Below are 25,659 nucleotides of genomic sequence, written 5' to 3' on the forward strand. Positions count from 1 at the left end.
GTTGAAAAGGATAAAACTAATTCTCTGGCTTGCTGCATACAGCATGCGGAGGGAGAAAAGAGAAAGGGCTGCGTAAGGTGGGACGAGGGAGAGGAACAACTGCGGATGCGCTTGCCTTTTATATCCAAGGTCGGCCTATCAGCGAGGCCGACCTTGGACGCCTAGCTTACTGAGCTTGGCCTAGTGCGCGGTTCAGCGCACTAAACAAGGCGCGGAAGCTGGCTGTAGTGAGGTTTTCATCGATTCCGATGCCATGCAGCGGACGACCGCCCTCCAGGCGCACTTCAATATAGGCAGCTGCCTTGGCATTGGCACCTGCGCCAATGGCATGCTCGTGATAGTCCATCACTTCAATCGGTACGGGCAACGCCGAAACGAGTGCTTCCAGGGAGCCGTTGCCCGAGCCCTGCCACTGCTGGGTTTCACCATGCGCGGCTACTTCCAGGTTCACGATACTGGTACCGTTCTCTTCCTGCAGGCGGTGGCGCTTGAGCTGATAAGGCGTACTGGCTTTCAGATATTCCTTATCCAGCAGGCCGTAAATCTGCTCGGCTGTCATTTCCAGGCCCAGACGGTCAGTTTCCTTTTGAACGACTTGGCTGAACTCGATCTGCATGCGACGGGGCAGGCTGATGCCGTATTCCTGTTCAAGCAAATAGGTAATACCACCTTTACCGGACTGGCTGTTGACACGAATAACTGCCTCGTAGCTACGACCAATGTCAGCTGGGTCGATTGGCAGATAGGGCACTTCCCAGAGCGCATCTTCTTTCTGCTGGGCAAAGCCCTTGCGAATGGCATCCTGGTGGGAGCCAGAGAAGGCGGTATGAACCAGGTCACCTACGTAGGGGTGACGTGGGTGGACCGGCAGTTGGTTGCATTCTTCAACCGTCTTACGAACGGCATCGATGTCGGAGAAGTCCAGCTCGGGATCCACACCCTGGGTGTAGAGATTCAAGGCCAGGGTCACCAGATCCACATTGCCGGTGCGCTCGCCATTGCCAAACAGGCAGCCTTCTACTCGATCAGCGCCCGCCATCAGGCCCAGTTCGCTGGCTGCAACGCCAGTGCCGCGGTCGTTGTGGGTATGCAAGCTGACAAGAACGCTGTCACGGCGATCAACGTGACGGCAGAACCATTCGATCTGGTCAGCATAAATGTTGGGTGTAGCGGCTTCGACAGTAGCCGGCAGGTTGAGAATCAGACGGTTCTGCGGAGTTGGCTGGAATACTTCAATTACCGCGTTGCACACTTCGACGGCAAAGTCGGTCTCGGTGGAGCTAAAGACTTCAGGTGAATACTCGAAGCGCCACTGAGTTTCCGGACGGGCATCCGCGAGACGCTTGATGACACGACCAGCTTCTACGGCAATGGCCTTGACGCCCGCTTTATCCTGACTGAAGACGATGCGGCGGAAGCTCGGCGCGCAGGCGTTGTAATAATGAACGATAGCTTTTTTAGCGCCCTTGAGTGATTCGAAAGTGCGCTCGATCAGGTCTTCTCGTGCCTGGGTCAACACCTGAATGGTCACGTCATCGGGAATATGCCCGTTCTCGATCAGCTCGCGAACAAAGTCGAAATCGGTTTGCGAGGCCGAGGGAAAGCCTACCTCAATTTCCTTGATGCCTACCTGCACCAACGTCTTGAAGAAGCGCATCTTCTTTTCGCCATCCATTGGCTCGATCAGCGACTGGTTTCCGTCACGCAGGTCAGAGCTGAGCCAGATTGGGGCCTTGTCGATGGTTTTGGAAGGCCAGGTCCGATTGGGCAGATCAATGGCTGGAAACGGGCGATATTTCTTGGATGGGTCTTTAAGCATGGCCATAAAGCAAATCCTTGTTAACGAGCAGCGGCAAATGAAGTCGATGCGAAGGGTCGAGTTCAGGGACGCAGTCGCGGACTGACCAGACGAAGACAGACGTGTTGTCGCAGCAGAATAAGTGTATGAGGTATAGGCATACCCACAACACTAGAGAGGATTAGGGTGAATGGCAAGCATCTATGAAAAATTGAGATTTTTAGTCTTTTAACAAGGATATTTAATTTTTTATTGCTTTGAATCGTATTTATTTGAAATTTTAAGGAATGGTTGTTGGGGTCTTTATGTGGGCTATGCTTGTACAGGGTCGCACCGGTTGCTCAATCGTGCGACCATACCTGATCCTCTTTTGCTGGAATCGGCAGTAGTGATACCACGCAGGCGTTGGCGTCGTTTCGCATGGCTTGGCCTGTTTGCCATGGTCATGGCTTTTGTCGCGCCCGTGGTTTCTCAGGTGCTGGCTGTTAACAAAAGCCATGCGAGCGCCATGTCTCCTGTCATGGTGTCGGTCTCTTCGTCCACCCATGGGCATGATCACCATGCGATGGTGCCGGGGCAGGGGGCGGCGTCGAGCTTGCAGGCACATTGGGCCGCAGTGTGGGAAAAGTGTGGGTATTGCGACCTTTTGTTCAGCAATCCTCCACTGTCCTCTTCGATTACTCTGCCTTTTGCCCTGCCGCTGCCTTTGGGCGAGCCTTTCGTTGTGCTTACCCACCCGGGATATGCCGCTTCCACTGTTTATCTAGGGGCCTTGACGCGCGCTCCACCCGTACTGGGCTGACATATTCATCGTTCTGTCGTCTATCAAACACTAGACGGCTTATTCCTATGTTCAGCTCAGGCGCTTATGCGCCGGTCGAAGGTTATTTTATGCGAATTCTTTTCAGTCTGATTGCTGCCCTATTATTCACTTCCCATGCCGTGGCTCATGAGCACGAGACTGAGCAGCTGCATATTGATCATCCCTGGTCACGGGCGACACCGCCCAATGCGCCGACTGGTGCCGTGTATTTCATTATTTACAATCATGGCTCTCAGGTTGACCGGCTGGTTAGTGCTGAAACTCCTGTCGCTGAAAGTGCACAGTTGCACGCTACGGTCGAGCGCAACGGCATGTTGGGTATGCAGCATATGGAAGAGGGTACCGATATTGCCGTAAAGGGTGAGTTGCGCCTCGAGCCCCAAGGCAATCACCTGATGCTTATGGGATTAAAGCAACCCTTGGTCGCAGGACAGCAGTTCCCACTGACTCTGCATTTCGAGAAGGCCGGCGATGTGCTGGTGCAGGTAAGCGTTCAGGCCGATGCGCCTGATGCGTCTGCGCATAAACACCAGCACTGATCCAAACCCGCGTGTGGCAGGGCGTTCACCGTTCTACGCATACGCTCGCCTTCGAAAATATTCAGGGGTTCTCTATGACGTCCGGCTCAAAAAATGACTTTTATAGTCTGGCATGGCGCTGGCATTTTTATGCCGGTCTGTTCGTTGCGCCTTTCATGATTTTGCTGACCTTGACCGGCATTATTTATCTGTTCAAACCGCAACTCGATCCGTTGCTCAATTCGCAGCTGGAGGTGGTCCAATCTGCGGCTACCCGTGTGTCCATCGACACCTTGCGAATGAATGTCCAGCAGCGTTATCCGCAGGGAGCGATCAGTCAGTATATTTCGCCGCTAGCAGATGACCGCAGTGCCCAGTTCATGGTCAGTTGGGAGGGACGCGATCATACCGTATTCGTCGATCCGTACCGAGGAGACGTGCTGGGTGAGCAGGATGCCAAACTTAATCTACAGGCTATTGCCCGTGCGTTACATGGCGAGCTTATGGTCGGCACGGTTGGCGACCGCCTGATCGAATTGGCGGCCGGATGGGGCATCGTTCTGGTGGTTTCCGGCCTTTATCTATGGTGGCCTCGCTCGCCTAAACTGGCTGGAGCATTCTGGCCGCGCTGGAGAATTCACGGGAGGCCGCTTTGGCGCGACCTGCATGGTGTAGCAGGCTTCTGGAGTGCTTTGGCGCTTTTGTTTCTCTTGATCAGTGGCATGACGTGGACCGGGTTTTGGGGCAAGCAGTACGCTGATCTCTGGAATCGCTTTCCTGCAGCGATGTGGAATGCGGTGCCCAAGTCCGACCAGCAGGCAGGCAGTCTCAATCACAGCCATCATCAGACCGTACCCTGGGCCATGGAAAACACACCGATGCCCGTATCCGGTGGAGCCCATTCCGATCATGCCGGAATGGGCTCTATGTCCAGCATGCCCGCTGCGCCCTTGATCGGGTTACAGCAGGTGGTAGAGATCGCCGAGGCGCGTAAGGTGGAGCCAGGCTATAGCATTACCGTACCCACTACAGCGGATGGTGTGTTCACAATCTCCGTGTTTGCGGATGATCCGCGCCGGGACGCGACCCTGCATATTGATCAGTACACGGGCAAGGTGTTGGCCGATGTGCGCTGGCAGGACTACAGTCCGGTCGCCAAAGCCACAGAGCTAGGCGTTATGCTGCACGAGGGACGGTTTTTAGGGCTGATTAACCAGTTGATCGTTCTACTGGCCTGCCTGCTCGTCCTGCTCTTATCAGTCAGCGGGCTTGTCATGTGGTGGAAGCGCAAGCCGGTCGGCCGCCTAGGCGTACCACCGCTACGGCATGAATTACCACGATGGAAAACCGCTGTGGCCATCATGTCGGCCATCGGCCTGATTTTTCCACTGGTCGGTCTGTCCATGATCATGCTTTGGGCGTTGGACCGGCTGGTACTTATACGCTGGCCACTGGCGCAACGAATTTTAAGCTGACCAGTAAGGATGATGGCGTCCTGAAGGGATGTCATCATCTACCGCGCGCACGAGCTCATTCGGTAAAGCGCCGATAACTTCATTCAGTCGGCAAGACGCATGTTCAAGCGCAGCTCGAACAGACACTGTCGTACAGCAGTTTGAATCTTATGTTTCGTCGCTGGGTGTGTCCTGTTCGGCCTTGGCTTTCTGCTCGGCAATCTTCTGCACTTCGGCTTCGAAGACACGATCAAGCACGCTGGGCCGTTTTTTCCACGGTTTGCGATCGGGTGTAGGTTGGGCAGCATAGGTAATGACTTCGCCACCATAAACGGTTTTAAAGCGCTGGGCCTGGCGCTCCAGTTCTGCGCGGAGTTCTTCTTTAGTCACGGTTTTTTAGACTTCACTATTTGTTTTGATCGAGGCGGTTAGTACGTATTCAAGGGCGAACACGCAAAATTGCTGACCGCAAGGGATGATGGCAAGGTCCTGTAGAGAGCAGGCTCCATCAAGCCGAGCGATAGTTATATAACGCTCGAGTAGCCTTGTCACCTGTTACAAAGCGATTACGTGTGATCGTTTCAACTATCGCATAGCCAGCAAGTAGATATCACAAGCGAGGCATTCAACTTCAGTCTACGCTCTTTTGAGGTGCGTATTTAAGTAAAAATGCCTGCTCTTGGTGCCCTAGTCAGAGCTTATGAAGGGTTCCATGCCGTATTGGCGTGTGCTGTCGAGTTGGCATCATTTTTTCTTGTATTTTGGCAAAGCTGGGCGGAATAGCCTGTAAGTCTTGCTCATATCAGCGCCCTGATGCGCATAGGTAACGAAGCCTGAACGAACCTTTTATGAGGGGCGTTCAGGCTTTTTTTTGGAGTGAATAAATGCGCGATACGGTTTCGATCGGCGCTCTGTTGTCTACCGATGGCACCTATCACTGGATGGGACACAATGCGCTAACTGGTGCAAGGCATGCAGTGATCGAGCTCAACGAGCAAGGGCATCTGGATTTTGAGTTACGTCTGGAGCATGTCAATCCCAAGGGGAGACTTGAATGCTATGGCAAAGCATTGGTTGCTTTACAGAGCAAGGGCATACGGCATGTCTTCGGTCCCATCACTTCAGCCAGTCGCAAAGACATCATTCCGAATTTGGAGCAGGGCGGCAGTTTACTGTGGTACAGCTGTCCTTATGAGGGCTTTGAAAGCAGCGAAAGTGTTATTTATAACGGTCCTTGTCCTAATCAGACGTTACTTCCTTTGCTTCGCTATGCCCTGGACGCCTTTGGAGGCCAGGCGTTTTTGATAGGCTCGAATTATGTGTGGGGTTGGGAAAGTAATAGGCTCGCCCAAGAAGTGTTAGATGCAGCAAGTGGAGTTGTCTGCGGCGAAAAATACGTCAACCTCGGTGTAACTGCTTTTGCCGAGCTGATTGATGCCCTTGTAAGCCAGCCACCTGCGTTCGTTCTCAATACATTGGTAGGCGAGTCTTCCCATGCTTTTCTTCGCCAATTAGATAGGGCCTGCACCATCCGAGGGTTAGCCCTGCCAGTGTTGAGCTGCAACCTGACAGAAGGAGAGCTGGCGGGCATCGGAATCATGCAAACCCTGCGCTTATTGTCCTGTGGGCCTTTCTTCGAAGCGGTAGATCCAATTTTCATTCAACAACAATACCTGCGCCATGGGCCGCATCCCTATTCGCACTACTACGCCAGTACCTACGCGGCAGTACATTTATTTGCCGAGGCGTACCAGCGAAGCGGCAGTGATGCTCCTGAAGCGATCTGTGCAGCGTTATATACCGCACCGGTTCAGACGGCATTAGGTGATTTGGAGGTTTCACCACGCAACAACCATACGAGCTTGCCGTGTTACATCGCCGAGTTACAGGGTAGCCAATTCATTATTTTGCATGCTGAGCCTGGTATGCAACCGGCCGATCCCTACCTGACAGCCACTGACCTGAGTGAATTTCGGACCTGCCGGAAGTTGACGCCGGCCCGTCATCTGAGGATCGTCAAATGATTCTGCTCAAGCGTCCCGATTTCGATAACGGCCAGTTGTTATTAGTGGATTGTGATGAGCGCGCCCTGGCAAGTCTGCAAAAAAGTCTGCAACGGCTGGGTATCGCGTCCTCGGCCGTCCATAGTGATGCTTCGGTAGGTCTGGTAGATGTGCTGGCCTTGGTCGTCGAGCTGGACCACTTTGCCAGCCCTCAGTTGGTCAGCGAAGCCAATGCTGCCGGTGTCCCGATCATCGCACTGTCGCAGCATGAAACGCTGTCGCAAATTCAGCGTGGGCTCGATTTGGGCGCAACGGCATTGCTCAATAAGCCAATTACCCAAGGCTCAGTGTATTCGACCCTGATGATGGCGGTTGGTTTGCGAGAGCGTTTGGCACATGCGGAGGCTCAATCCGCTGCGTTGCAGGAAAAGGTAGCCAGCCGGCCACTTGTAGCCCAGGCGTTGGCTTGGCTGATGGTGGAGCTGGATATTGATGAAGTCGAGGCGTATGAGCGGATTCGTAGCCTGTCGATGACCCTCAACAAAAGTCTAGAAGAGGTCTGTCATGATCTGACTCAGGCGCATAGGGTCGGGCAGCAAGGGGTCGGTTCATGAAGATATTGCTCGGGCTATGTTGTCGGCCTGTAGTAGCAATGGCGCTACTGTTTATTCTGGTTGTGATGTTGCTTGCTCTTTTCGCCCCTTGGGTCGCGCCGTATGACCCATTTGAACAGTTTGTCGAGGGGCTTTCCCTAGAGGGCGCACCATTGCCGCCAGATGCGACGTACCACTTGGGTACGGACCTGCTGGGGCGCGATTTGTTGTCCCGCCTGCTCTATGGCGCCCGGACCTCACTACTGATTGGGCTGATAGCTAACGGCATTGCCGTTCTGATCGGTACGTTGGTAGGGCTGACGGCCGGCTTCGTGCGCGGCTGGATAGGTACGATCTTGATGCGCTTCACCGATCTTATGATGGCATTTCCGGCGTTGCTTTTGGCCATCGCCCTAGCAGCTATCTTCCAGCCCAGTGTATGGATCGTGGCGCTAGTAATCTCTATGGTGAATTGGGTACAGATCGCTCGGGTGATCTACTCGGAAACAGTGGCCTTGTCTGCCCGGGACTTCGTGGCGGTAGAACGTACCCTAGGCGCGAGTGCCCTACGTATTCTGTTCTCGCATCTGTTGCCACATTTGGTACCAACCATCCTGGTCTGGGCCACGCTGGGGATTTCTACCACGGTGTTGTTGGAGGCGACTCTGTCCTTTCTCGGCGTGGGGGTACAGCCGCCGACGCCGAGCTGGGGCAATATCATTTTCGAGAGCCAAACCTATTTCACCTCTGCTCCTTGGCTGGTGCTGTTTCCAGGCGCAGCCATTGTACTTCTGTCGCTGTCCTTCAATCTGGTTGGGGACGCGCTACGCGATGCCTTGGACCCGACGCTTAAAGGGAGAAGCTGATGCTGGCCTTTATGACCCGCCGGGTCGCCTATTCCTTATTGATCCTGCTTGGGGTCACGCTAATTACCTATCTGCTGCTATATATGCTGCCGGCTGACCCGGCCCGTCAGATTGCTGGGCGCAGCGCCACACCAGAAGTTATTGCAAATATTCGTCATCAGCTTGGCTTGGATCTACCGTTCTATCAGCAGTATTTCAACTACTTGAAAGGTTTGCTGCAGGGCGATCTAGGCCGTTCATTCATTCAGCGTTCCGAAGTTTCGGAGCTGATCGGCGCGCGCCTGGTGCCCTCCTTACAACTAATGGGGATGGGTATTCTTTTCGAACTCATCATTGGTGTTGGAATGGGGATTATCGCTGCACTCAAGCGGGATTCCTTTGCGGATCGGTTGCTGATGGCGCTTTCTTTTGTTGGCGTATCTTCTCCCCAATTCATCGCAGCCATGTTGTTTCTGTATTTTTTCGCCGTAAAGCTCGGTTGGTTTCCGATGGGGGGGTACGGCGAGTTCCGCCACATCCTTTTACCGGCGCTCACGTTGGGGCTACTAGGCAGCGGCTGGTATTCGCGGATGGTGCGCTCATCAATGATCGAGATCCTTCACCAGGACTTCATTCGTACCGCACGGGCCAAAGGACTAAGCCGGGCGCGTGTGGTTTTTCGTCATGTATTGCCCAACGCCATCGTGCCGGTGATTCCCATGATCGGTATCGATATCGGCATCTTCATGGGCGGGCTTGTGGTTGTGGAGTCGGTATTCGGTTGGCCGGGCATTGGTCAACTAGCGTGGCAGGCTATTCAGCAGGTCGACATTCCCGTCATCGTCGGCGTAACCACTGTCTCGGCCGTGGCTATCGTGCTGGGTAATCTTCTCGCCGATCTGACGATCCCTCTAATCGATCCGCGTATCGATGTAAAAAAACACTGATAACACTAAAAGAGGCAGGAGCATATGAAACGGAAGGCACTTTCTCTGGCCCTTACGGCCACGCTGTTCACTGGCAGCCTGCTAGCAGCTGAGCCTAAGACGGGGGGCAATATTGTCATCACCTATCAGAACGACGTAGCAACACTGGACCCGGCTATTGGTTATGACTGGCAAAACTGGTCGATGATCAAGAGTCTGTTCGGGCGGCTAATGGATTACAAACCGGGCACCACCGAACTGGTTCCATCCCTGGCGGAGCGCTATACCATTTCGGATGACGGTACCGAATACACCTTCGCTTTGAAAAGAGGAGTGAAGTTCCATAATGGCCGTGAATTGAAGGCCAGCGATGTAAAATATTCTCTTGAGCGTACGGTTAACCCTAAAACCCAAAGTCCAGGAGCCGGGTTCTTTTCCGCTATTGCCGGTTATGAGGACGTAACTGCCGGTAAAACGCAGACATTGAGCGGTGTTGCTACACCAGGCGACTATACCGTGACGATCAAGCTAAGCCAGCCCAATGCTACCTTCCTGCATGTTATGGCGTTGAATTTCGCTTCAGTAGTGCCCAAGGAAGCAGTACAGCAGTGGGGAGCTGATTTTGGAAAACATCCGGTAGGATCAGGCGCCTTTGAATTGGCTGAGTGGAAGCTGGGCCAGAGTCTGGTTTTCAAAAAGAATCCGGCCTATTTCGAGTCGGGCCTGCCGTACCTAGACAGCATCCGGTTCGAAATCGGTCAGGACCCGACCGTTTCTCTGCTGCGCCTGCAAAAAGGCGAGGTGGACATTGCCGGAGACGGAGTGCCACCTGCGCAGTTTCTACAGTTCAAGAATAACCCGCAGCAGAAGAGCTTGATCGTCACAGGCGAACAGTTGCAAACCGGCTACCTGACCCTCAAGACTACGATGCCGCCCTTCGACAAGCTGGAAGTTCGCAAGGCGGTGAATATGGCAATTAGCAAGGACCGGATCGTCCGCATTATCAACGGACGCGCCACGCCAGCTAACCAGCCGTTGCCGCCATCTATGCCAGGGTATGACAGCACCTACACGGGCTATCCCTACGATGTGGAGGGCGCCAAGAAGCTACTGGCCGAAGCCGGCTTCCCAAGCGGCTTTGACACCGAGCTGTATGTGATGAATACCGATCCGCAGCCGCGTATTGCTCAGTCTATTCAACAGGATTTGGCCAAGGTTGGCATTCGTGTACAAATCAAGTCCCTGGCCCAGGCCAATGTGATTGCAGCAGGTAGTGAAAAAAAACAGGCACCAATGGTCTGGTCGGGCGGCATGGCCTGGATCGCCGACTTTCCCGATCCGTCCAATTTCTATGGCCCGATCCTAGGCTGCGAGAGCGCTGTACCAGGCGGCTGGAACTGGTCGCTGTATTGCAACAAAGCAATCGATGCCGAAGCGAAAAAGGCCGACGCAATGGCCAAGCCGGAAGAGCAGGAGGCCCGCACGGCACTATGGCGTAAGGTCTTCACCGACATCATGGATGATGCGCCATGGGTACCTATTTTCAATGAGAAACGCTTTACCGTTCGCTCTGCGCGGATGGGCGGTGACGATGCGCTGTATGTCGATCCCGTCCACATTCCGGTCAACTACGATTACATCTGGGTGAAGTGAATGTGCCAGACCTGCTTGGTTAAAACGATCCATAGCATCAACAGCCATTTCGGCTGGGACAACAGCTTCGAGCCCACCGCGCGGGTCGCACCGGGAACCACATTGGAGTTTCAGTGCCGTGATTCCTCCAGCGGCTACTTTACACGCAGCTCGGTAGCCGCAGACGTGGCAATCATGCCGTTCGACAAGATCAATCCAGTCACTGGACCGATCTTTGTCGAGGGTGCTCAACCGGGGGACGTGCTCAAGGTTACCCTTGACAGCTTCAAACCCAGTGGTTTCGGTTGGACGGCCAATATTCCAGGTTTCGGGCTGTTAGCGGACCAATTCAAGGAGCCAGCCTTGGCCTTGTGGAGTTATGACAAGGACAACCTGACACCTGCAGCCTTCGGAACATTCGGTAAGGTCCCGCTCAAGCCTTTCGCCGGTACGATTGGTGTCGCTCCGGCGGCACCGGGATTGCACTCTATCGTGCCTCCACGCCGAGTGGGCGGTAATCTGGATATCCGAGATCTAGCCGCAGGAACAACGCTGTACCTGCCGGTAGAAGTAGAGGGTGCGCTGTTCTCTATCGGGGATACCCATGCTGCACAGGGAGATGGCGAGGTATGTGGCACGGCTATCGAGAGTGCTATGGATGTAGTGGTCACGCTGGACCTTATCAAGTCCACACCGCTTGCTGCGCCGCGATTCAGCACGCCGGGACCAGTGACGCGTCACTTGGATGTTGACGGCTATGAGGCCTTTACTGGCGTCGCGCCGGATCTTATGGAGGCCGCTCGCCAAGCCGTGAGCAGCACTATCGACTGGCTCTGTCGCGAGCAGGGTATGCCGGCCGAGCAAGCCTACATGCTGTGCTCGGTTTGTGGCGACCTGCGTATTAGCGAGGTGGTAGACCTGCCGAACTGGGTGGTGTCGTTCTATTTCCCTAAAGTGGTTTTTAATTGAGGTAATGCCATGACTGCCGAGACGTCCCGGCCTTTGCTGTCGGTTGAGCGCTTGTCTATCGAGTTTGGAGAGAAGCGTGTAGTAAGCGACCTCAGCTTTGCCCTGCATAGCGGTAAAACGCTGTGCATCACCGGGGAGTCCGGTAGCGGCAAGTCCCTGACCTCGCTGGCCATCATGGGTCTGCTGCCTAAAACGGCCCGCTTGCCTAGCGGGGCTATTATGTTTGATGGGAAGGACCTGCTGCGCCTGCCCGAGAGGCAGATGCAGCACTTACGTGGACAGGCGATCGGTATGATCTTCCAGGAGCCGATGACCTCGCTTAATCCGCTCATGACCGTAGGGCAACAGTTGGAGGAAACGGTCCGCCGTCACGAACCTCTAAGCCGCCGTGAATCGAAGCAGCGTGCGCGGGCGATGCTTGATGCGGTACGTGTACCAAACGTGGACAAGCGTCTTGGGCAATATCCGCATGAGTTGTCCGGTGGCATGCGTCAGCGCGTCATGATTGCCATGGCAATGCTATGTCAGCCTCGGGTGTTAATTGCGGACGAGCCTACCACGGCGCTGGATGTAACTATCCAGGCGCAGATTCTTGAGCTCATGCGCGAGCTGCAACAGGCGTTCGGCACCACGCTGTTGATGATCACCCATGACATGGGGGTGGTAGCGGAAATGGCTGATGAAGTCGTCGTAATGAACCAAGGGCTGCTGGAAGAGCGGGCGCCAGTACGCACGCTGTTCAAAACGCCCCAGGCTGCCTATACGAAAAAGCTGCTGGCAGCGGTGCCGGTATTGGGCACGATGGGCAAGCCGGTATCCAAAACTAAAGAGCCGGTAGTGCTGGAGGTAAAAGACCTGAAGGTGCATTTTCCCTTGAGGGGAGGCTGGTTCGAGGAGGCACGCGCAATCCATGCAGTAGAAAACGTCAGCTTTACCCTACGTCAGGGCGAAACGCTAGGCATCGTGGGGGAGAGCGGTTGCGGCAAGTCCACAACAGGCAAGGCCTTGATGAATATGCTGCCCTATGAAGGCAGCATAAAGTTGCTTGGCCGCGAGCTGAACGGCTTAAAAGGCGAGGCGCTTAAGCCGCTGCGCCAAGACATTCAGATGATTTTCCAAGACCCGTACGCGTCCTTGAATCCGCGCAAGACAATCCTAGATTTGGTTGGCGAACCGCTGCTCATCCATGGCATGAAAAACCTAAAGCTGCGTACCGAACGGGTTGTGGAATTATTGGAGCAGGTTGGCCTGTCAGCAGAAGCTATGGAACGCTATTCACACATGTTTTCTGGTGGGCAGCGTCAGCGTATTTGCATTGCCCGTGCCTTGGCACTTAACCCTAAAGTGATCATCGCTGACGAGTCCGTGTCAGCGCTAGACGTCTCGGTGCAGGCGCAGGTGCTAGAGCTACTGGAGCGTCTCCAAAAGGAGTATCAGCTGAGCTATGTCTTCATTTCCCATGACATGGCGGTAGTCGAACGCCTCTGTCATCGGGTAGCTGTAATGTTCAGCGGACAGATCGTTGAGATTGGACAGCGCGATCAGGTACTAGGCAATCCGCAACATCCTTATACGCAGCGGCTGTTGTCTGCCGTACCGATGCCGGACGTAGATCGACGTAAAGATTTCAAAAGTCTGCTGCGCGATATTGAAGTACCCGATCCAGTTAAACCCCGGAATTATCAGATCCCTAGGCAGGCCTACAAGGCGATTGGAATTGATCATTTCGTTGCGGTGTAAGGAATGGATTGACCGGGCGAAGCAGCTTTGGTATCTGTATGCATATACAGTTTATTGATGAGGCTTGGCATGTCGATTACCGTGCTCGGGCGGAATGAGCGTCTTCGTCATTTACTGCCTGATGTAGGGCAACTACGGATTAGCGGTTTTCGTTCCGCAGCCGGGGTATGGGAAGACCATCCAGTGCCGCTGGAGCGTTTGGCGGCCCGTGCGGCATTGCCGTTATGGGTGATTCGTGTGGATGACGACAGCCTGCTTAGTTTTGGTCTTTATCCAGGGGATCGACTGATTGTCGATCGAGAGGTGGCTTACCGTCCGGGCCATTTGGCTGTTACGGAAGTAAATGGTCGTTATGAGGTTCGTCGATTGCAGGAGGACCAACAAGGCGGCTGGCTGCTAAGGGGCGGAGCGAGGCATATCCGACCAATCGACTGCACTCATGACGAGGCATTGGATGTTTTTGGCGTGGTATTGTTTGTGGTGAGCTATAAACCTCAGCCTGATGGCACGCTATCTACAGCGCGTTTGGCTGGTTAAGTCAGCGCGATAGCCACCTCTCCAACGCCGCGATATCGTTGCCTGAGCCAGCCGTACGGTTCTCGGCGAGCCGCCAGTAGAGTTGGGCCATGGCGAGATAGATGGCTTCGCTGGGACGATCCTTCTGGCTGAAGGCTGCAATCTCTTCCATTTCGGCTACCCAGCGATAGGCCTTGGGGTACATTTCAGGAATCTTTTCATGAGCCCATTCGAGCAGGGCGGGCTGGCTACAGGCAAGTTCGTCATGCAGGGCCTGTCCAGCGCCGTTTCGTTCGGCGGAAAGGATCATTGCTGTTATAAGACCGGTCAGCCCCTTGGTTATACCGGCATAGCTCATTTTCAATCCAGACGCAGCCCCGATTGGCTTGTTGAGTACCTTAATGGGCAGGCCGTACTCGCTAAGCTGGGCAAAGCGTCCAGCATGCTCGCCACTGACATAAAACGATGGACAACCCCGGTCCGCTGAAGGCGGCGCGCCAAAAATGGCAGCGTCGGCAAAAGGGCAACCGGCATCCATAATGACTTGCCCGACCTGCTCAACCGTAGCGGGAGCGATGGCGTTGCAGTCTACATATAGCGTTTTTCTAGTCCTGGCGAGGACTGGAGCGAGTTCCTGTGCCAAGGGTAAGGCTTCGGACGGTGGAACGATGGAAAGCAGAATGTCCGCTTCGCCCAGTTGCTCCGTCTGTACCTCACGCAGGCCAGCCGCGACCGCGCGCTCACGAGTTGCTACGCTGCGCCCTGCCAGAGTTGTGCAGACATCGAGTCCATGATTGCGCAAGTAGCGACCTACGGACGAGCCCATGGCACCGGGGGCGATCAGAGCAACGGTAAGAGTCATGACTCATCCTCGTCATCGGTAGTCAATGATTTCAGGTCCTAGCTGATCGGCCAAGTCTTGCAAGTCGCTGGCGATCAAATCCCATGACCCGGTTGGTGACTCGAAAGGTCCGCCCGGACCTTTTTCCATCGGTCTTTGAATGAAGGCCGTACGCAAGCCCAACTCGCTGGCGGCTTGCAGGTCATCGTTATGCGCGGCGCATACCATGACCTGTTCCGGCTCATGACCCAGGAGCGTACAGGCACGCAAATAGAACTCAGCATCAGGCTTATAGTGATTGAAAAGGTCGGCCCCAAAGATCATGTCCCATGACAGTCTGGCGTGGCGGGCCATGTCGACCAGCAAGGCCACATTTCCATTGGAAAAGGCACTCACGCTGTAGTGCTGCTTAAGACGAGAAAGACCAGCCAGCGTGTCTGGCCATGGTTCAAGACGATGCCAGAGCCGGTGGATCCAGGTGACTTCGGCGTCGGTCAGCCCGACCAGGCCGTAACGGGGCAGGACCTCCTGCAAGGCCAGGCGGTGAACATCATCGAGTGGATGCCAAGGGAGCGTCCGTTCACGAATCTGCTCTACCAGTTGGCCATGAGCTTCGCTTTGCCAGGCATCGACCAATCCTGACCAGTCGGCGGTTATCGTATGCTTCTGGCCGAACGCCTCAAGATTCTTGATCAGGCTGCCACGCCAATCAACTACGGTGCCGAACACGTCGAATAAGAGAGCATGTACTGTCGTCTTCATGGCTTAACTGTTCTTGTTAGGGCTCACTGTCTTGACGAACAGCAGGGCAAGCCAGTTCCCATTTACTGCTGACCGGTCATGGCCGGCTTTGGAAGAAAGATGAAGCTCAACGATTACACCCATTGGGTCTTTGATATGGACGGCACGCTTACTATTGCCGTACACGACTTTGCCGCCATCCGCCGAGCACTGGAGATTCCAGCAACGTCCGACATTCTCCATCACCTGGCCTCGCTACCCGAGGCTGAACGGCAGGCCAAGCATGCCTGGCTGCTGGAACACGAGCGTGAGCTGGCCGTAGGGGCCCAGCCGGCACCGGGCGCAGTGGAACTGATCGAAAGGCTACGACGGCAAGGCTGCATGCTTGGAATCTTGACCCGCAATGCTCAAGAGTTGGCCTATATCACGCTGGAGGCCGTAGGGTTGGGTGATTGTTTTGACAGGAGCGATGTACTGGGCCGGGATGAAGCTCCGCCCAAACCGCACCCTGGCGGGCTGCGCCATTTCAGTGACTGCTGGCGGGTCGAGCCCTGGGAGATGGTAATGGTGGGCGATCACCGGATGGATCTGGAGTGCGGCCGGGCCGCCGGGACACGAACGATTTTAGTCAACAGTCCAACCAATTCCTGGCCGGAATTGGCGGACTGGCATGTTCAGGATTGTTTCGCTCTGGCGTGCCTGCTGGACTAACTACCCATTACTACCGGATCGCTTACAGTGTGGGGGCTGCAAAGGTATCGCAGCGCTCCACCGCACCGGTATCGAAGCCGGTTTTGAACCAGCGTGCCCGCTGCGCAGAGGTGCCATGGGTGAACGAGTCTGGCACGGCGTGTCCCTGGGACTGCTCTTGAAGACGATCATCACCAATGGCATGCGCCGCATTCAAGGCTTCCTCAAGGTCGCCAGGTTCCAGCCACTGCAAGCGTTTTTGGGCCCGGTTGGCCCAGACGCCGGCAAAGCAATCCGCCTGCAACTCCATCCGTACTGAAAGCCCCTGGGCACCTTGCTCCGGAATGCCGCGTCGCTCGGCGGCACGCATCTTATCGGTCGTGCCGGCTAGATACTGCACGTGATGGCCAACTTCATGAGCTATCACGTACGCGCGGGCAAAGTCCCCAGCTGCTGTGAAACGCTGCTCCATATCGCTGAAAAAGGATAAATCTAGGTAAACCTGATGGTCCGCCGGGCAATAGAAAGGGCCGGTAGAAGATGTTGCAGAACCACAGGCCGACTGGACCTGACCATTGAACAGGATGAGCTTGGGTTGCTGGTAAGTAGCGTTATGTTCGGAGAATATCTGCCCCCACGTATCCTCGGTATCACCCAGAATTGCACGGACGAAATCGACTTGTTCGGAGTTTGCATCCGGTGCCTGGGTTTGTTGTTGAACAGGCGCATTGCCGGAGCCGGACAGCATACTGATAAGCTGTAAGGGGTCTTGCCCCGTTACCAGACCAAAAACGACAACCAGCAGGACACCGCCTACGCCCAGCCCACCGCCGATTTGCAGGCCACGCCCTCTGCTGGCCTGCTCCACGTTGTTACTGCGTCGCCCTTTACCCCAATCCATCTATATCGCCTCGCTAGTTGCTTTGAGGCTCTGACCGCAGCGGAGAGGCGGAGTGCTTTGCTTGGCTCGTCTTCTGCTATGGCTTTACGCCTCAGTGACCACCGTGCCTTCACACATCACCGGTACGTTCAACGAATTAGCAATAAAACACTGGCGGTGCGCCTCATGATGCAGTGCCTGAGCCTGCTCGTGGTCGCTGCCTGAGCGTACGGTTACCTGCGGGCGAAGGGTGATCTGGGTAAAGCGGCCCCCCTCCGGTGATTCCTCCATACGGCCTTCGGCATAATCCTCGTATGCCGTGATGATAATGCCGGCTTCGGCGCAGAGGTGCAGATACCACAGCTTGTGGCACGCTGAGACGGAGGCCAGGAGTAGATCTTCCGGGCTCCAGCGTGCCGGATTGCCACGAAAGGCCGGATCGGAAGAGCCTGATAGGTCAGGTTTACCCTCGGCCTGGATAACATGGTCACGGTCATAGGCCCGATAATGCTCCGTGCCTTGGCCACGGTTTCCGGTCCAGGTCGTTCGAACATGATAGGTATGTTGTTTGCCGGCCATGCCTCATTCCTTGTGAGTTCATAGAACGCTTATGGAACCATGGCGACACCTTTCCGTCAGTAAACCAATAGGCCTGCCGTAGCGACAGGCGACATCTGATAGCGGTTACAGGAGACACCTATGCTCAAAGGTACTGCTCTTATTGTCGGGGTAACCGGTATTTCTGGGTATAACCTTGCCAATGTAATGATTGCCAGCGGCTGGACGGTCTATGGATTAGCACGTAACCCGACGGTACAGGAGGGTGTGATCCCAGTAGCGGCGGATCTGCTGGACGAGCAGTCCGTTGTGACTGCTCTACAAGGTCTGCCGATTACGCATGCTTTTTTCTGCACCTGGACACGACGCAATACCGAGAAGGAAAACGTCGAGGCAAATGGCACGATGATGCGCAACCTGTGTAAAGGACTAGAGGGGGCACCGCTCAAGCATCTGGCACTGGTCACCGGTACCAAGCATTACCTAGGCCCGTTCGAAAATTATGGGCAGCGCTCGGCTGAAACGCCGTTTCGTGAAAGCGAACCGCGTCTGCCAGGGGAAAACTTCTACTACACGCTGGAAGATATTCTGTTTGAAACTGCCGAGCGTCGCGGCTTTACCTGGAGCGTGCACCGCTCGCATAGCATGATCGGCTTGGCCCGTGGTAGTAATGCCATGAATATGGGCGTTACGCTGGCCGTCTACGCCACGATTTGTAAGGAAACGGGTCGTCCATTTGTATTTCCCGGCTCGAAGGTGCAGTGGGATGGGCTGACCGATATTACTGATGCCGCTTTGCTGGCTCGCCAAATGGAATGGGCGGCTTTATCGCCTAGCGGACATAACCAGGCACTCAATACAGTGAATGGCGATGTGTTCCGCTGGCGTTGGATGTGGGCTCAGATTGCCGACTATTTCGGCTTGAAGCCTGCGCCTTGTCCTGATCAGCCTTTGCCGCTCGAAGAGCAGATGAAAGACATAGGGCCCGTGTGGGAAGAAATAGCGCGCCGATATGAGCTCGTTGAATCTGACGTTACCAAGTTAGTGTCATGGTGGCATAGCGATGCCGACCTGGGCCGCGAAATCGAATGTTTGAACGACATGACGAAGAGCCGCGACCTTGGCTTTTTGGGCTACCAGGACAGTCGCGCGTCCTTTATCGATGTGTTCAATCGGCTACGTGCTGAGCGATACATTCCTTAGAGCAATAATGTCCATTCGTCGGCAGGTGGCGAGGCGCTAGCAGGATTTTCGCACCTCTTGCGATTGGCAATGCCCAATCTTGTACGGACATAACAACCCAGGAGTGTTGTGATGAAAACTAAGCTTGCGGTACTGGCCTTAACCGGCCTGCTTGCTTCTTCTGCCTTTGCTCAGGTCAATTCTAGCGATTCCTCTATGCCAGCTACGCCGGCAGCGCCACGTGACAACTCTAACGATGCGCAGCCGCAGGCGGATGAAGGTCCTTCCTTGAATGGCGGGAAAGGTGCTCGCACGACTCCAGGGAGCGAGGTCAATAACCCGGATCGTGATGGAAAATCCATGAAGCATGACTCCCATGGAACCCATGGATCGGGTAGTGACAGCTCCAAGTAAGGATCTGATAAAAAGCCCGCATTAGCGGGCTTTTTTCGGAGTATCGCTCAGTTAAGCGGTCAATCGAATAGCCATAAAGGTTTCACTCGGCGCCATGATCTGGTCGCGTGCCGCAATAAGAGGTAAATCACGGCTCCCGTGTGGGGTTCGCGACACAAGTGCATATAGACTGCTGACCGTTTTGGCGACAGCATCGGCAGTGCTTTGCCCATTGAGCAAATGCCCGAGCAAGACGGACGAGAACACATCGCCCATGCCGTTGGGTAGCGGTTGAAGCTCGATGTAAGGAGTCTGAACCATCCACGCTTCCTGTGCTGTGACAGCTAGCGTGCTCAGTTTGTCGAGCGGAAGATCCGCGGTCCGCAGGCTGGTGATAACAATGGTTTGTGGCCCCGGACACTGATCTGTAGCTAATAGCGCTCGTGCTGCCTTGATCGCTTCCTGAGTCGAGGTAAGCGGTGCGCCGTGCAACAACTCGAACTCGTATTGGTTAGGCGTAATCAAGCTTGCCTGCTCAATGGCCCGGCGGCGCAGAAATTCCGGAATGCCCGGGCGTACGAATACGCCGCGGCCTACATCACCCATTACCGGATCGCATAAATAACACAGGTCCGGCTTGTTCCGCCGTAGTTCCTGAACGACGGAAAGGATCACTTCGCCAATGGCTGCATCGCCCAGATACCCCGACAGCACCGCATCGCAGCGCGCCAGGATCCCTCGGGCTCGTAGCCCCTCCAAAACATCGTGGATATGTTCTGGCGGAAATACCTGGCCCTTGAACTCGCCGTATCCGGTGTGATTAGAAAACTGCACCGTATTGATCACAACAGGCTGTATGCCAAGTAGTTGCAGAGGCAAGGTCGCTGCTGCATTACCAACATGGCCATACGCCACATGGGATTGAATGGATAACACCAGGGGCGGTGTACTTGGTGCCATTGAGGTCATGAGAGGCATCCTTCAGATCAGTTCCAGAAACTATACAGCTCCGAAGCTCAGGATAAACCTTTGAGCCTGCTTACGACCTGCTTGCCAGAGTGTTATTGCGTTTGCTGGCACCAAGAGGCTATTACCTCACTTTGGTTTTGGATCATAAACAGACTTTTAGTGCCCCGGATGATGCGTAATGACACCTTCCTGGCCTGTTCGTGTTAATCCAATAACATCGTACGCATCCTTGCGGTCGCCTACTTCCATACCCGGCGAGCCCACTGGCATGCCCGGCGTGGCCACGCCCAGTAGGTCAGGTCTCCGGCGCATCTTAAGGATGTCATTGGCCGGAACATGCCCTTCGACAAATTGCCCGTCTATCACGCCGGTATGGCATGACGCCAGGCGGGGAGGCACACCCAGGCGGCTTTTAACAGCGCTCATGTCGGTCTCTTCGTGATCACGTACGTCAAAACCGTTTTGTCGGAGATGTTCCAACCACTTGGTACAACAACCACAATTAGGGTCGCGATAAACATCGATCGTCAAGGGTTCAGCCGCTTGAACTGTGCACCCCAGCAAGGCTGTGAGCAGAACTAGATAACGCATAACAAGGTCTCTTTCGAGTTGACAGGTAGACAGCATAAACTCAGCGCCGCTTGAGGAGCAGAGGCGGACAGGCTGTTTTCAGCAGCAAAATGCTTCTGATTGTTTAATTCAGGTTCCGCCTAGGGAACATACCATCCCAAAGGAGAGACAGGGGATGCTTCACATGCGTTTCGCTCGTTTGGTTCTACTGATACAGGCGCTCGTTTGGGCCGGGCTAGCTATTGCCTACTGGCTCAAGCCCTATGAAATGACCAGCGCTAATGGCGTCCTGTTAATGGACATTGCATCGGTGACCGAAACCCAGGTTTTCTATGGCGGTATGCAGTTTGGGCTTGCCTTGTTTACAGGGCTGGCCTTCTTTCGCCAAGAACTGGTACGTGCGGCGCTGGTCTTGATTGTTTTCTTGCAGCTTTCTACGACCAGCGTTCGCTTCATCAGCGTGCTCTTCGCTGAGGCGGCTAGCTTTGATCTGCTTAGTCACCTCTACGAAGTCACTATTGTTGTTCTAGCCATCGTTGCACTGCGCTTGTTAGATCGTTGGGAGCGCGACCAGCGTGAGCGCTATAGCGATGAGGATGAGGATGAGGACTGATCAGCGGCGTCCTGTAGCCGGCTTCGGTAACGGCTGATGGCTAGGCTGCAACAGAAGTCCGCCGGCCACCACCAGGCCTGCACCGGCACTCCACAAGGCTGGGCTAAGCCCATTGCTATAGTGGCTGCTTATGGCGGCCAGCAGCGGACCAAGAAGCTGGCCTGTGGCAAAGGCAGCGGTGAGAAGACCGGCATTACGGTGCGGTGAGTCCGGCGCCAGTTCACGGCTGTGTTGCATGACGAGTTGCATGCTGGCTAGGAAGGGGCCTCCGCACAGCAGAACGCCCAGGAGCAGGGCGCTTACCCCGGGCAGCAGGCAGAGCAGAACGCCGGTCGCTTGTAACCATAGCGTAGCGATCAACCAGCGGCGTGTGGCGCCGGGGCGTTGCTGACGAAAGCTGACTATGACCACGCCCAGCGCCGCTGCAAGACCAAAGGCAGGCCAGAACAGGTCGGCAATCCACTCGCCTTGAAAGCGCTCCGTGGCCATCTGCGATAGAAAAGTAGCGGGTACGATGTAACCCATGCCTACCAGCGCATATGCGATGGCAAGCCGATATAAGCGCGGGCTCAGACGTCCTGATGGCACCGCGACGGTGCTAGTGGGCGCGGAAGGCAAGGCAGGCAATGTAACCACTACAAGAACGAGCGCAACGGCGGCATAAATCAGCCACAACAGAGCGGAGCTTCCACCGATACGGTTGACCGCCAGCGCTACCAACCCGCTCATGACGATACCAACGCCCGGCCCGGCAAATACCAAAGCCCCCAGGCGTGGCCGGCCTGCCTGAACGGCGAGCGGCTGGCTGAGGCCGGTTACCATTACCAATACCCATGCGCTGGCCAAGCCGGCGCCGAAACGCAGCACGGCATGGGTCCAGAAGCCCGTCGCCCAGACTGAAAGCAGCGTTAGGCCTACGCATAGCCACAATCCACCAATGAGCCGACCACGGGGACGGCGGGCAAAGAAGGCATCCAGCGCACCGACTAGATACCCTAGATAGTTGGCAGCAGCCAGGAGGCCTGCTGCCGTCAGGTCGACTTGACCTTCCGCAAGTAAATGTGGCAATTGAGGCGTCAGGGCGAAACGGCCGATTCCCATTGCCACGGCCAAGGCAATGAGACAGGCAAACAAGCGGTGCGTGGTAGTCATGTTATACGGCTCCTTTGGTGCAATACCGCTAGCGTAGAAGTTGCCTTCATTCTTTTAAAATGAATAATAAAGAATCACTTGTTCATGAAAAGAGAATGAATAATGGAGCTTGCCGAACTTCGAATCTTTCAGGCGATAGCCGAGACCGGCTCTATTGCCCGAGCCGCCGAACAGTTAAACCGAGTACCTTCAAATCTGTCGACCCGTTTGCGTCAGCTAGAGGAAAAGCTGGGCGTTGAGCTCTTCCAGCGTGAGCGTCAGCGTCTGCATGTATCACCGGCAGGCACCGTCTTGTTGGGCTACGCCCACAAGCTGTTCGCTTTAGCCGACGAAGCACGAGCGGCAGTGCAGGGCGGCGCACCAGCGGGTACTTTCGTACTAGGCTCCATGTACAGCACGGCAGCCATTCATTTGCCGGCCATGATTGCGGCTTATCATCAGCGTTACCCAGCTGTAGAGCTGCGAGTTCAAACGGGGCCCAGCGGAGAGCTGATTGATAGCTTGGTACATGGGCGGTTGGATGCTGCGCTGGTAGACGGTCCGGCGCGTCACGAAGGGCTTGATGGTCTGCCTTTACTTCAAGAGCCAATGGTCTTGGTCACCGAAGCGGATCATCCCCCCGTCCGGTCAGCAGCTGATGTGGCTGGTCGTCCTGTCTTTACCTTCCGAGCCGGTTGCTCCTACCGATTGCGTCTGGAGGCTTGGTTTGCCGCTACGGGCGGAGCCATGGGACCCGTCATGGAAATCGAGTCCTATCACAGCATGCTGGCCTGCGTTATTGCTGGCGGAGTCGCCATGATGCCGCAGTCCATGCTTGATAGCCTGCCGGGACGTAATCGAGTCACCTGTCATGTGTTGCCGTCGCGATTCGGCACTGCCACTACCTGGCTGATGTGGCCTAAGGGCCGAGAGGGTGTAAATCTCAAAGCCTGGATTGCATTGCAAAACGAGCCTCCCGTAGAGGTGCATAGCGCATAGTGCTTGAAATTAGTATGACTAATGCGACACTGATCAGGCGAAATGACAACAACATGCGCCTATAGGCCTGCGCTCCCTGAAAGGATTGAGGACACCGTATGATCAAAATCGCCCTCGTCAGCTTTGGCAAGATTGCCCGGGATCAGCACCTTCCTGCCCTGCGTAATAATCCGGATTATCAGCTCTTGGCTATTGCCAGTCGCAATGCCTCGCTCGACGGTGTTGCACATTACAAGACATTGGAAGAGTTGCTTGAGGCCATGCCGGAACTGGATGCCGTTTCCCTATGCGCACCGCCCTCGGTACGTTACGAGCAGGCCAGACTAGCCTTATCGAGAGGCAAGCATGTATTTCTGGAAAAACCGCCGGGCGCGACCTTAAGTGAGGTGGAAGCACTGACGAAGCAGGCCAAGACCGCCGGTGTAACCCTGTTTGCCAGCTGGCATTCCCGCTATGCACAAGGCGTAGCCCCTGCCAAGGCTTGGCTGGCCGAGCGCACGATCAAGGCAGTCCAGATCAATTGGAAAGAAGACGTGCGCGTCTGGCATCCTGGCCAGGCCTGGATCTGGGAGCCGGGTGGCATGGGCGTCTTCGATCCAGCCATCAATGCCTTGTCCATCGTCACACATATCCTGCCCAAGCCGTTTTTCCTGAAAGAGGCAGCCTTGCAAGTGCCTAGCAATTGTCAGATGCCAATCAGGGCGCAACTCGCTTTTGATAGCGACGGCGTACCGATCCAAGCCGATCTCGATTTCTTGCAAACCGGTCCGCAGACGTGGGATATCCATGTGGATACGGATGCTGGGCGCCTGACCTTATCCAAGGGAGGCAGCCAACTGTATATCAACGGCCAACTTGAACAAGAGGGGCCGGACGAAGAATACCCGGGCCTCTATGTGCGGTTTGCCGAACTGATCAGAAGCGGCCAGTCCGACGTGGATGTCGCGCCGCTGCAGCATGTCGCGGATGCGTTCATGTACGGGCGACGCGAACTGGTAGAACCGTTCGAAGACCAATAGTGCCATAGGCACGAGCGGTTGATTGTGCCTTAGCGGCGTTCGAGCAGGACGCCGCTTTCCATGTGATGCGTCCACGGGAATTGATCAAACAACGCACAGCGAGTGATGCGGTGCGTGTCGTTCAGCTGAGCGATGTTCTGTGCCAGCGTTTCCGGGTTGCAGGAAATGTACAGGATGCGCTCGAAGCGACGGGTGAGCTCGCAGGTATCCGAGTCCATGCCAGCCCGGGGCGGGTCGACAAACACGGTTCCAAAGTCATAACGTTTCAGGTCGATGCCAGCCAAGCGCCGAAACGGGCGAACCTCGTTCAAGGCCTGCGTCAGTTCTTCGGCAGATAGCCGTACCAGGGTCACGTTATCAATAGCATTATTGGCTAGGTTTGCCAGTGCGGCGTTAACAGAGGACTTGCTGATTTCAGTAGCCAAAACCTGACGTACGCGAGTAGAAAGTGGCAGAGTAAAATTGCCGTTTCCGCAGTAGAGCTCCAAAAGGTCATCGTTACGCTGACCAAGAGCGTCATAGGCCCAGCTCAGCATTTTCTCATTAACCGTTCCGTTCGGCTGCGTGAAAGCGCCTTCCGGCTGCCGGTAACGGTAGACACGGCCCGCCACGGTCAAGGCTTCTTCGGCAAAGTCGCGCCCGACTACGATGCGCTTACCGCGTGAGCGGCCGATAATGCTGACGTTCAATTCAGCCGCCAGGCATTCAGCAGCCGTTTCCCAGGCATCATCTAGCGGACGATGATAAGCCAACGTAATCAATGCATCGCCGGAAAGAGTTGTAAGAAACTCAACTTGGAACAGCCGGTTTGAGATCTGATCACAGACCTGCCAGAACGCTTTCAGACGCGGCATCAGTTCATTGATCAGCGGACTGGCAATGGGAAAGTCTTCGATCAGGATAGGGGTGTGCTTGTCGCCTGGCTCAAACATCGCATAGTGCCGCTGACCGTCCTCTCGCCAAAGACGAAACTCGGCGCGCAGGCGGAAGTGCGATAGCGGAGAGTCGAAGACTTCAGGGGCAGGCGCCCCGAACGGAGTCAACAGCTCGATCAGGCGGTTCTTTTTCGATTCCAGCTGGGCGGTATAGGCGGCAGGCTCGAAGGAGGATGCATTCATGGTCAGCTCGTTGATACGTCAGGAGAGCATGTCGGGAGAAAAGCCTGACAGACTCGAATCGTTAGCCAATCCCAATAGTGTGGAAAGTTTCCTTAGCCGCAACCATAGGGAAATTACCTAGGGGAAACGATGTGTCCT

Annotated in this window: 27 protein-coding genes; 17 read left to right on the top strand and 10 right to left on the bottom strand. The window is 55.2% G+C overall.

Annotated features, from left to right (window positions below):
- Nucleotides 1–166: 166 nt before the first annotated feature.
- On the bottom strand, nt 167–1,825 hold the full coding sequence (gene leuA / locus IQ22_RS01235) for a 2-isopropylmalate synthase (RefSeq protein ID WP_145136827.1): 1,659 nt from the start codon (nt 1,823–1,825) through the stop codon (nt 167–169).
- Nucleotides 1,826–2,105: 280 nt separating this feature from the next.
- Here leuA and IQ22_RS01240 point away from each other — a divergent pair, with 280 nt between their 5' ends.
- The 3 genes from IQ22_RS01240 to IQ22_RS01250 all read left to right on the top strand — a co-directional run bounded on the left by IQ22_RS01240 (nt 2,106) and on the right by IQ22_RS01250 (nt 4,614).
- A complete protein-coding gene (locus IQ22_RS01240) occupies nt 2,106–2,600 on the top strand; it encodes a DUF2946 domain-containing protein (protein WP_145136830.1) in 495 nt (164 codons plus the stop codon).
- A gap of 89 nt (nt 2,601–2,689) precedes the next feature.
- Nucleotides 2,690–3,160 carry a copper chaperone PCu(A)C gene (locus tag IQ22_RS01245; protein ID WP_145136833.1) on the top strand — a complete coding sequence of 157 codons (471 nt, stop codon included), beginning with the start codon at nt 2,690–2,692 and terminating at the stop codon, nt 3,158–3,160.
- Between the two features lie 74 nt (nt 3,161–3,234).
- Complete coding sequence (locus tag IQ22_RS01250; protein WP_145136836.1) at nt 3,235–4,614, top strand: PepSY-associated TM helix domain-containing protein; 1,380 nt, start codon at nt 3,235–3,237, stop codon at nt 4,612–4,614.
- A gap of 147 nt (nt 4,615–4,761) precedes the next feature.
- Here the strand turns inward: IQ22_RS01250 and IQ22_RS01255 are convergent, their stop codons facing one another.
- Complete coding sequence (locus IQ22_RS01255; protein WP_145136839.1) at nt 4,762–4,983, bottom strand: hypothetical protein; 222 nt, start codon at nt 4,981–4,983, stop codon at nt 4,762–4,764.
- A 494-nt stretch (nt 4,984–5,477) separates the two neighbouring features.
- Here IQ22_RS01255 and IQ22_RS01260 point away from each other — a divergent pair, with 494 nt between their 5' ends.
- The 8 genes from IQ22_RS01260 to IQ22_RS01295 all read left to right on the top strand — a co-directional run bounded on the left by IQ22_RS01260 (nt 5,478) and on the right by IQ22_RS01295 (nt 13,838).
- Nucleotides 5,478–6,617 (top strand): transporter substrate-binding protein, encoded by a 1,140-nt coding sequence (locus IQ22_RS01260; protein ID WP_145136842.1) that lies wholly within the window; start codon nt 5,478–5,480, stop codon nt 6,615–6,617.
- Nucleotides 6,614–7,210, top strand: a complete 597-nt coding sequence (locus IQ22_RS01265) for an ANTAR domain-containing response regulator (RefSeq protein WP_145136845.1) — start codon at nt 6,614–6,616, stop codon at nt 7,208–7,210. The genes IQ22_RS01260 and IQ22_RS01265 overlap by 4 nt, the downstream gene beginning before the upstream one ends.
- Nucleotides 7,207–8,055, top strand: a complete 849-nt coding sequence (locus IQ22_RS01270) for an ABC transporter permease (protein WP_145136848.1) — start codon at nt 7,207–7,209, stop codon at nt 8,053–8,055. The genes IQ22_RS01265 and IQ22_RS01270 overlap by 4 nt, the downstream gene beginning before the upstream one ends.
- Nucleotides 8,055–8,981, top strand: coding sequence for an ABC transporter permease (locus tag IQ22_RS01275; RefSeq protein ID WP_145136850.1), 927 nt, complete (start codon nt 8,055–8,057; stop codon nt 8,979–8,981). Before IQ22_RS01270 ends, IQ22_RS01275 begins: the two co-directional genes overlap by 1 nt.
- Nucleotides 8,982–9,005: 24 nt before the next feature.
- Nucleotides 9,006–10,613 carry an ABC transporter substrate-binding protein gene (locus tag IQ22_RS01280; protein WP_145136853.1) on the top strand — a complete coding sequence of 536 codons (1,608 nt, stop codon included), beginning with the start codon at nt 9,006–9,008 and terminating at the stop codon, nt 10,611–10,613.
- Nucleotides 10,614–11,561: an acetamidase/formamidase family protein gene (locus IQ22_RS01285; protein ID WP_145136856.1), complete on the top strand. Its 948-nt coding sequence runs from the start codon at nt 10,614–10,616 to the stop codon at nt 11,559–11,561.
- Nucleotides 11,562–11,570: 9 nt separating this feature from the next.
- Nucleotides 11,571–13,301: an ABC transporter ATP-binding protein gene (locus IQ22_RS01290; RefSeq protein WP_145136859.1), complete on the top strand. Its 1,731-nt coding sequence runs from the start codon at nt 11,571–11,573 to the stop codon at nt 13,299–13,301.
- 69 nt (nt 13,302–13,370) lie between these two features.
- Entirely contained in the window at nt 13,371–13,838 is a 468-nt protein-coding gene (locus IQ22_RS01295; protein WP_158635394.1) for a LexA family protein, read from the top strand.
- A 1-nt stretch (nt 13,839) separates the two neighbouring features.
- Here the strand turns inward: IQ22_RS01295 and IQ22_RS01300 are convergent, their stop codons facing one another.
- Nucleotides 13,840–14,679, bottom strand: a complete 840-nt coding sequence (locus IQ22_RS01300; RefSeq protein WP_145136865.1) for an NAD(P)-dependent oxidoreductase — start codon at nt 14,677–14,679, stop codon at nt 13,840–13,842.
- Nucleotides 14,680–14,691: 12 nt separating this feature from the next.
- The gene (locus IQ22_RS01305) at nt 14,692–15,420 is read right to left on the bottom strand and encodes a haloacid dehalogenase type II (RefSeq protein ID WP_145136868.1); all 729 of its coding nucleotides are present in this window, start codon (nt 15,418–15,420) and stop codon (nt 14,692–14,694) included.
- Nucleotides 15,421–15,519: 99 nt separating this feature from the next.
- Here IQ22_RS01305 and IQ22_RS01310 point away from each other — a divergent pair, with 99 nt between their 5' ends.
- Nucleotides 15,520–16,110, top strand: coding sequence for an HAD family hydrolase (locus IQ22_RS01310; RefSeq protein ID WP_145136871.1), 591 nt, complete (start codon nt 15,520–15,522; stop codon nt 16,108–16,110).
- Between the two features lie 22 nt (nt 16,111–16,132).
- Here the strand turns inward: IQ22_RS01310 and ypfJ are convergent, their stop codons facing one another.
- Both ypfJ and IQ22_RS01320 read right to left on the bottom strand, forming a co-directional pair.
- Nucleotides 16,133–16,990, bottom strand: coding sequence for a KPN_02809 family neutral zinc metallopeptidase (gene ypfJ, locus IQ22_RS01315; RefSeq protein ID WP_145136874.1), 858 nt, complete (start codon nt 16,988–16,990; stop codon nt 16,133–16,135).
- Nucleotides 16,991–17,074: 84 nt separating this feature from the next.
- The gene (locus IQ22_RS01320) at nt 17,075–17,548 is read right to left on the bottom strand and encodes an OsmC family protein (protein ID WP_145136877.1); all 474 of its coding nucleotides are present in this window, start codon (nt 17,546–17,548) and stop codon (nt 17,075–17,077) included.
- Between the two features lie 120 nt (nt 17,549–17,668).
- On the opposite strand from IQ22_RS01320, the gene IQ22_RS01325 reads away from it, so the two are divergent.
- A complete protein-coding gene (locus IQ22_RS01325) occupies nt 17,669–18,730 on the top strand; it encodes an SDR family oxidoreductase (protein WP_145136880.1) in 1,062 nt (353 codons plus the stop codon).
- A 111-nt stretch (nt 18,731–18,841) separates the two neighbouring features.
- Nucleotides 18,842–19,123 (top strand): hypothetical protein, encoded by a 282-nt coding sequence (locus IQ22_RS01330; RefSeq protein WP_145136884.1) that lies wholly within the window; start codon nt 18,842–18,844, stop codon nt 19,121–19,123.
- 51 nt (nt 19,124–19,174) lie between these two features.
- On the opposite strand, the gene pdxY is transcribed toward IQ22_RS01330, so the two are convergent.
- The gene (pdxY, locus tag IQ22_RS01335; RefSeq protein WP_425298831.1) at nt 19,175–20,062 is read right to left on the bottom strand and encodes a pyridoxal kinase PdxY; all 888 of its coding nucleotides are present in this window, start codon (nt 20,060–20,062) and stop codon (nt 19,175–19,177) included.
- Between the two features lie 165 nt (nt 20,063–20,227).
- Nucleotides 20,228–20,662 (bottom strand): DUF411 domain-containing protein, encoded by a 435-nt coding sequence (locus IQ22_RS01340; protein ID WP_145136891.1) that lies wholly within the window; start codon nt 20,660–20,662, stop codon nt 20,228–20,230.
- A 163-nt stretch (nt 20,663–20,825) separates the two neighbouring features.
- On the opposite strand from IQ22_RS01340, the gene IQ22_RS01345 reads away from it, so the two are divergent.
- Nucleotides 20,826–21,254, top strand: a complete 429-nt coding sequence (locus IQ22_RS01345) for a DUF4345 family protein (protein WP_208733586.1) — start codon at nt 20,826–20,828, stop codon at nt 21,252–21,254.
- On the opposite strand, the gene IQ22_RS01350 is transcribed toward IQ22_RS01345, so the two are convergent.
- Nucleotides 21,255–22,406 (bottom strand): YbfB/YjiJ family MFS transporter, encoded by a 1,152-nt coding sequence (locus tag IQ22_RS01350; RefSeq protein WP_145136897.1) that lies wholly within the window; start codon nt 22,404–22,406, stop codon nt 21,255–21,257.
- 102 nt (nt 22,407–22,508) lie between these two features.
- Here IQ22_RS01350 and ptrR point away from each other — a divergent pair, with 102 nt between their 5' ends.
- Entirely contained in the window at nt 22,509–23,384 is an 876-nt protein-coding gene (ptrR, locus tag IQ22_RS01355) for a putrescine utilization regulator PtrR (protein ID WP_145136899.1), read from the top strand.
- Between the two features lie 98 nt (nt 23,385–23,482).
- Nucleotides 23,483–24,403 (top strand): Gfo/Idh/MocA family protein, encoded by a 921-nt coding sequence (locus IQ22_RS01360; RefSeq protein WP_145136901.1) that lies wholly within the window; start codon nt 23,483–23,485, stop codon nt 24,401–24,403.
- 29 nt (nt 24,404–24,432) lie between these two features.
- Here IQ22_RS01360 and trmA read toward each other — a convergent pair whose 3' ends face one another.
- Complete coding sequence (trmA, locus tag IQ22_RS01365; RefSeq protein WP_145136904.1) at nt 24,433–25,521, bottom strand: tRNA (uridine(54)-C5)-methyltransferase TrmA; 1,089 nt, start codon at nt 25,519–25,521, stop codon at nt 24,433–24,435.
- Nucleotides 25,522–25,659 lie beyond the last annotated feature (138 nt).

Origin of the sequence: Pseudomonas duriflava (genome assembly GCF_007830155.1) — a bacterium.
Lineage (GTDB): Bacteria > Pseudomonadota > Gammaproteobacteria > Pseudomonadales > Pseudomonadaceae > Chryseomonas > Chryseomonas duriflava.

Bases quoted from the DNA above. Each gene is read 5' to 3' on its own strand.
- ptrR (WP_145136899.1), top strand. From the start codon at position 22,509: ATGGAGCTTGCCGAACTTCGAATCTTTCAGGCGATAGCCGAGACCGGC.
- IQ22_RS01300 (WP_145136865.1), bottom strand. From the start codon at position 14,679: ATGACTCTTACCGTTGCTCTGATCGCCCCCGGTGCCATGGGCTCGTCC.
- IQ22_RS01325 (WP_145136880.1), top strand. From the start codon at position 17,669: ATGCTCAAAGGTACTGCTCTTATTGTCGGGGTAACCGGTATTTCTGGG.
- IQ22_RS01280 (WP_145136853.1), top strand. From the start codon at position 9,006: ATGAAACGGAAGGCACTTTCTCTGGCCCTTACGGCCACGCTGTTCACT.
- IQ22_RS01270 (WP_145136848.1), top strand. From the start codon at position 7,207: ATGAAGATATTGCTCGGGCTATGTTGTCGGCCTGTAGTAGCAATGGCG.
- IQ22_RS01265 (WP_145136845.1), top strand. From the start codon at position 6,614: ATGATTCTGCTCAAGCGTCCCGATTTCGATAACGGCCAGTTGTTATTA.
- IQ22_RS01340 (WP_145136891.1), bottom strand. From the start codon at position 20,662: ATGCGTTATCTAGTTCTGCTCACAGCCTTGCTGGGGTGCACAGTTCAA.
- IQ22_RS01310 (WP_145136871.1), top strand. From the start codon at position 15,520: ATGAAGCTCAACGATTACACCCATTGGGTCTTTGATATGGACGGCACG.
- trmA (WP_145136904.1), bottom strand. From the start codon at position 25,521: ATGAATGCATCCTCCTTCGAGCCTGCCGCCTATACCGCCCAGCTGGAA.
- ypfJ (WP_145136874.1), bottom strand. From the start codon at position 16,990: ATGGATTGGGGTAAAGGGCGACGCAGTAACAACGTGGAGCAGGCCAGC.
- IQ22_RS01250 (WP_145136836.1), top strand. From the start codon at position 3,235: ATGACGTCCGGCTCAAAAAATGACTTTTATAGTCTGGCATGGCGCTGG.
- IQ22_RS01290 (WP_145136859.1), top strand. From the start codon at position 11,571: ATGACTGCCGAGACGTCCCGGCCTTTGCTGTCGGTTGAGCGCTTGTCT.
- pdxY (WP_425298831.1), bottom strand. From the start codon at position 20,062: ATGGCACCAAGTACACCGCCCCTGGTGTTATCCATTCAATCCCATGTG.
- IQ22_RS01345 (WP_208733586.1), top strand. From the start codon at position 20,826: ATGCGTTTCGCTCGTTTGGTTCTACTGATACAGGCGCTCGTTTGGGCC.
- IQ22_RS01275 (WP_145136850.1), top strand. From the start codon at position 8,055: ATGCTGGCCTTTATGACCCGCCGGGTCGCCTATTCCTTATTGATCCTG.
- IQ22_RS01320 (WP_145136877.1), bottom strand. From the start codon at position 17,548: ATGGCCGGCAAACAACATACCTATCATGTTCGAACGACCTGGACCGGA.
- IQ22_RS01245 (WP_145136833.1), top strand. From the start codon at position 2,690: ATGCGAATTCTTTTCAGTCTGATTGCTGCCCTATTATTCACTTCCCAT.
- IQ22_RS01305 (WP_145136868.1), bottom strand. From the start codon at position 15,420: ATGAAGACGACAGTACATGCTCTCTTATTCGACGTGTTCGGCACCGTA.
- leuA (WP_145136827.1), bottom strand. From the start codon at position 1,825: ATGGCCATGCTTAAAGACCCATCCAAGAAATATCGCCCGTTTCCAGCC.
- IQ22_RS01360 (WP_145136901.1), top strand. From the start codon at position 23,483: ATGATCAAAATCGCCCTCGTCAGCTTTGGCAAGATTGCCCGGGATCAG.
- IQ22_RS01260 (WP_145136842.1), top strand. From the start codon at position 5,478: ATGCGCGATACGGTTTCGATCGGCGCTCTGTTGTCTACCGATGGCACC.
- IQ22_RS01330 (WP_145136884.1), top strand. From the start codon at position 18,842: ATGAAAACTAAGCTTGCGGTACTGGCCTTAACCGGCCTGCTTGCTTCT.
- IQ22_RS01295 (WP_158635394.1), top strand. From the start codon at position 13,371: ATGTCGATTACCGTGCTCGGGCGGAATGAGCGTCTTCGTCATTTACTG.
- IQ22_RS01350 (WP_145136897.1), bottom strand. From the start codon at position 22,406: ATGACTACCACGCACCGCTTGTTTGCCTGTCTCATTGCCTTGGCCGTG.
- IQ22_RS01285 (WP_145136856.1), top strand. From the start codon at position 10,614: ATGTGCCAGACCTGCTTGGTTAAAACGATCCATAGCATCAACAGCCAT.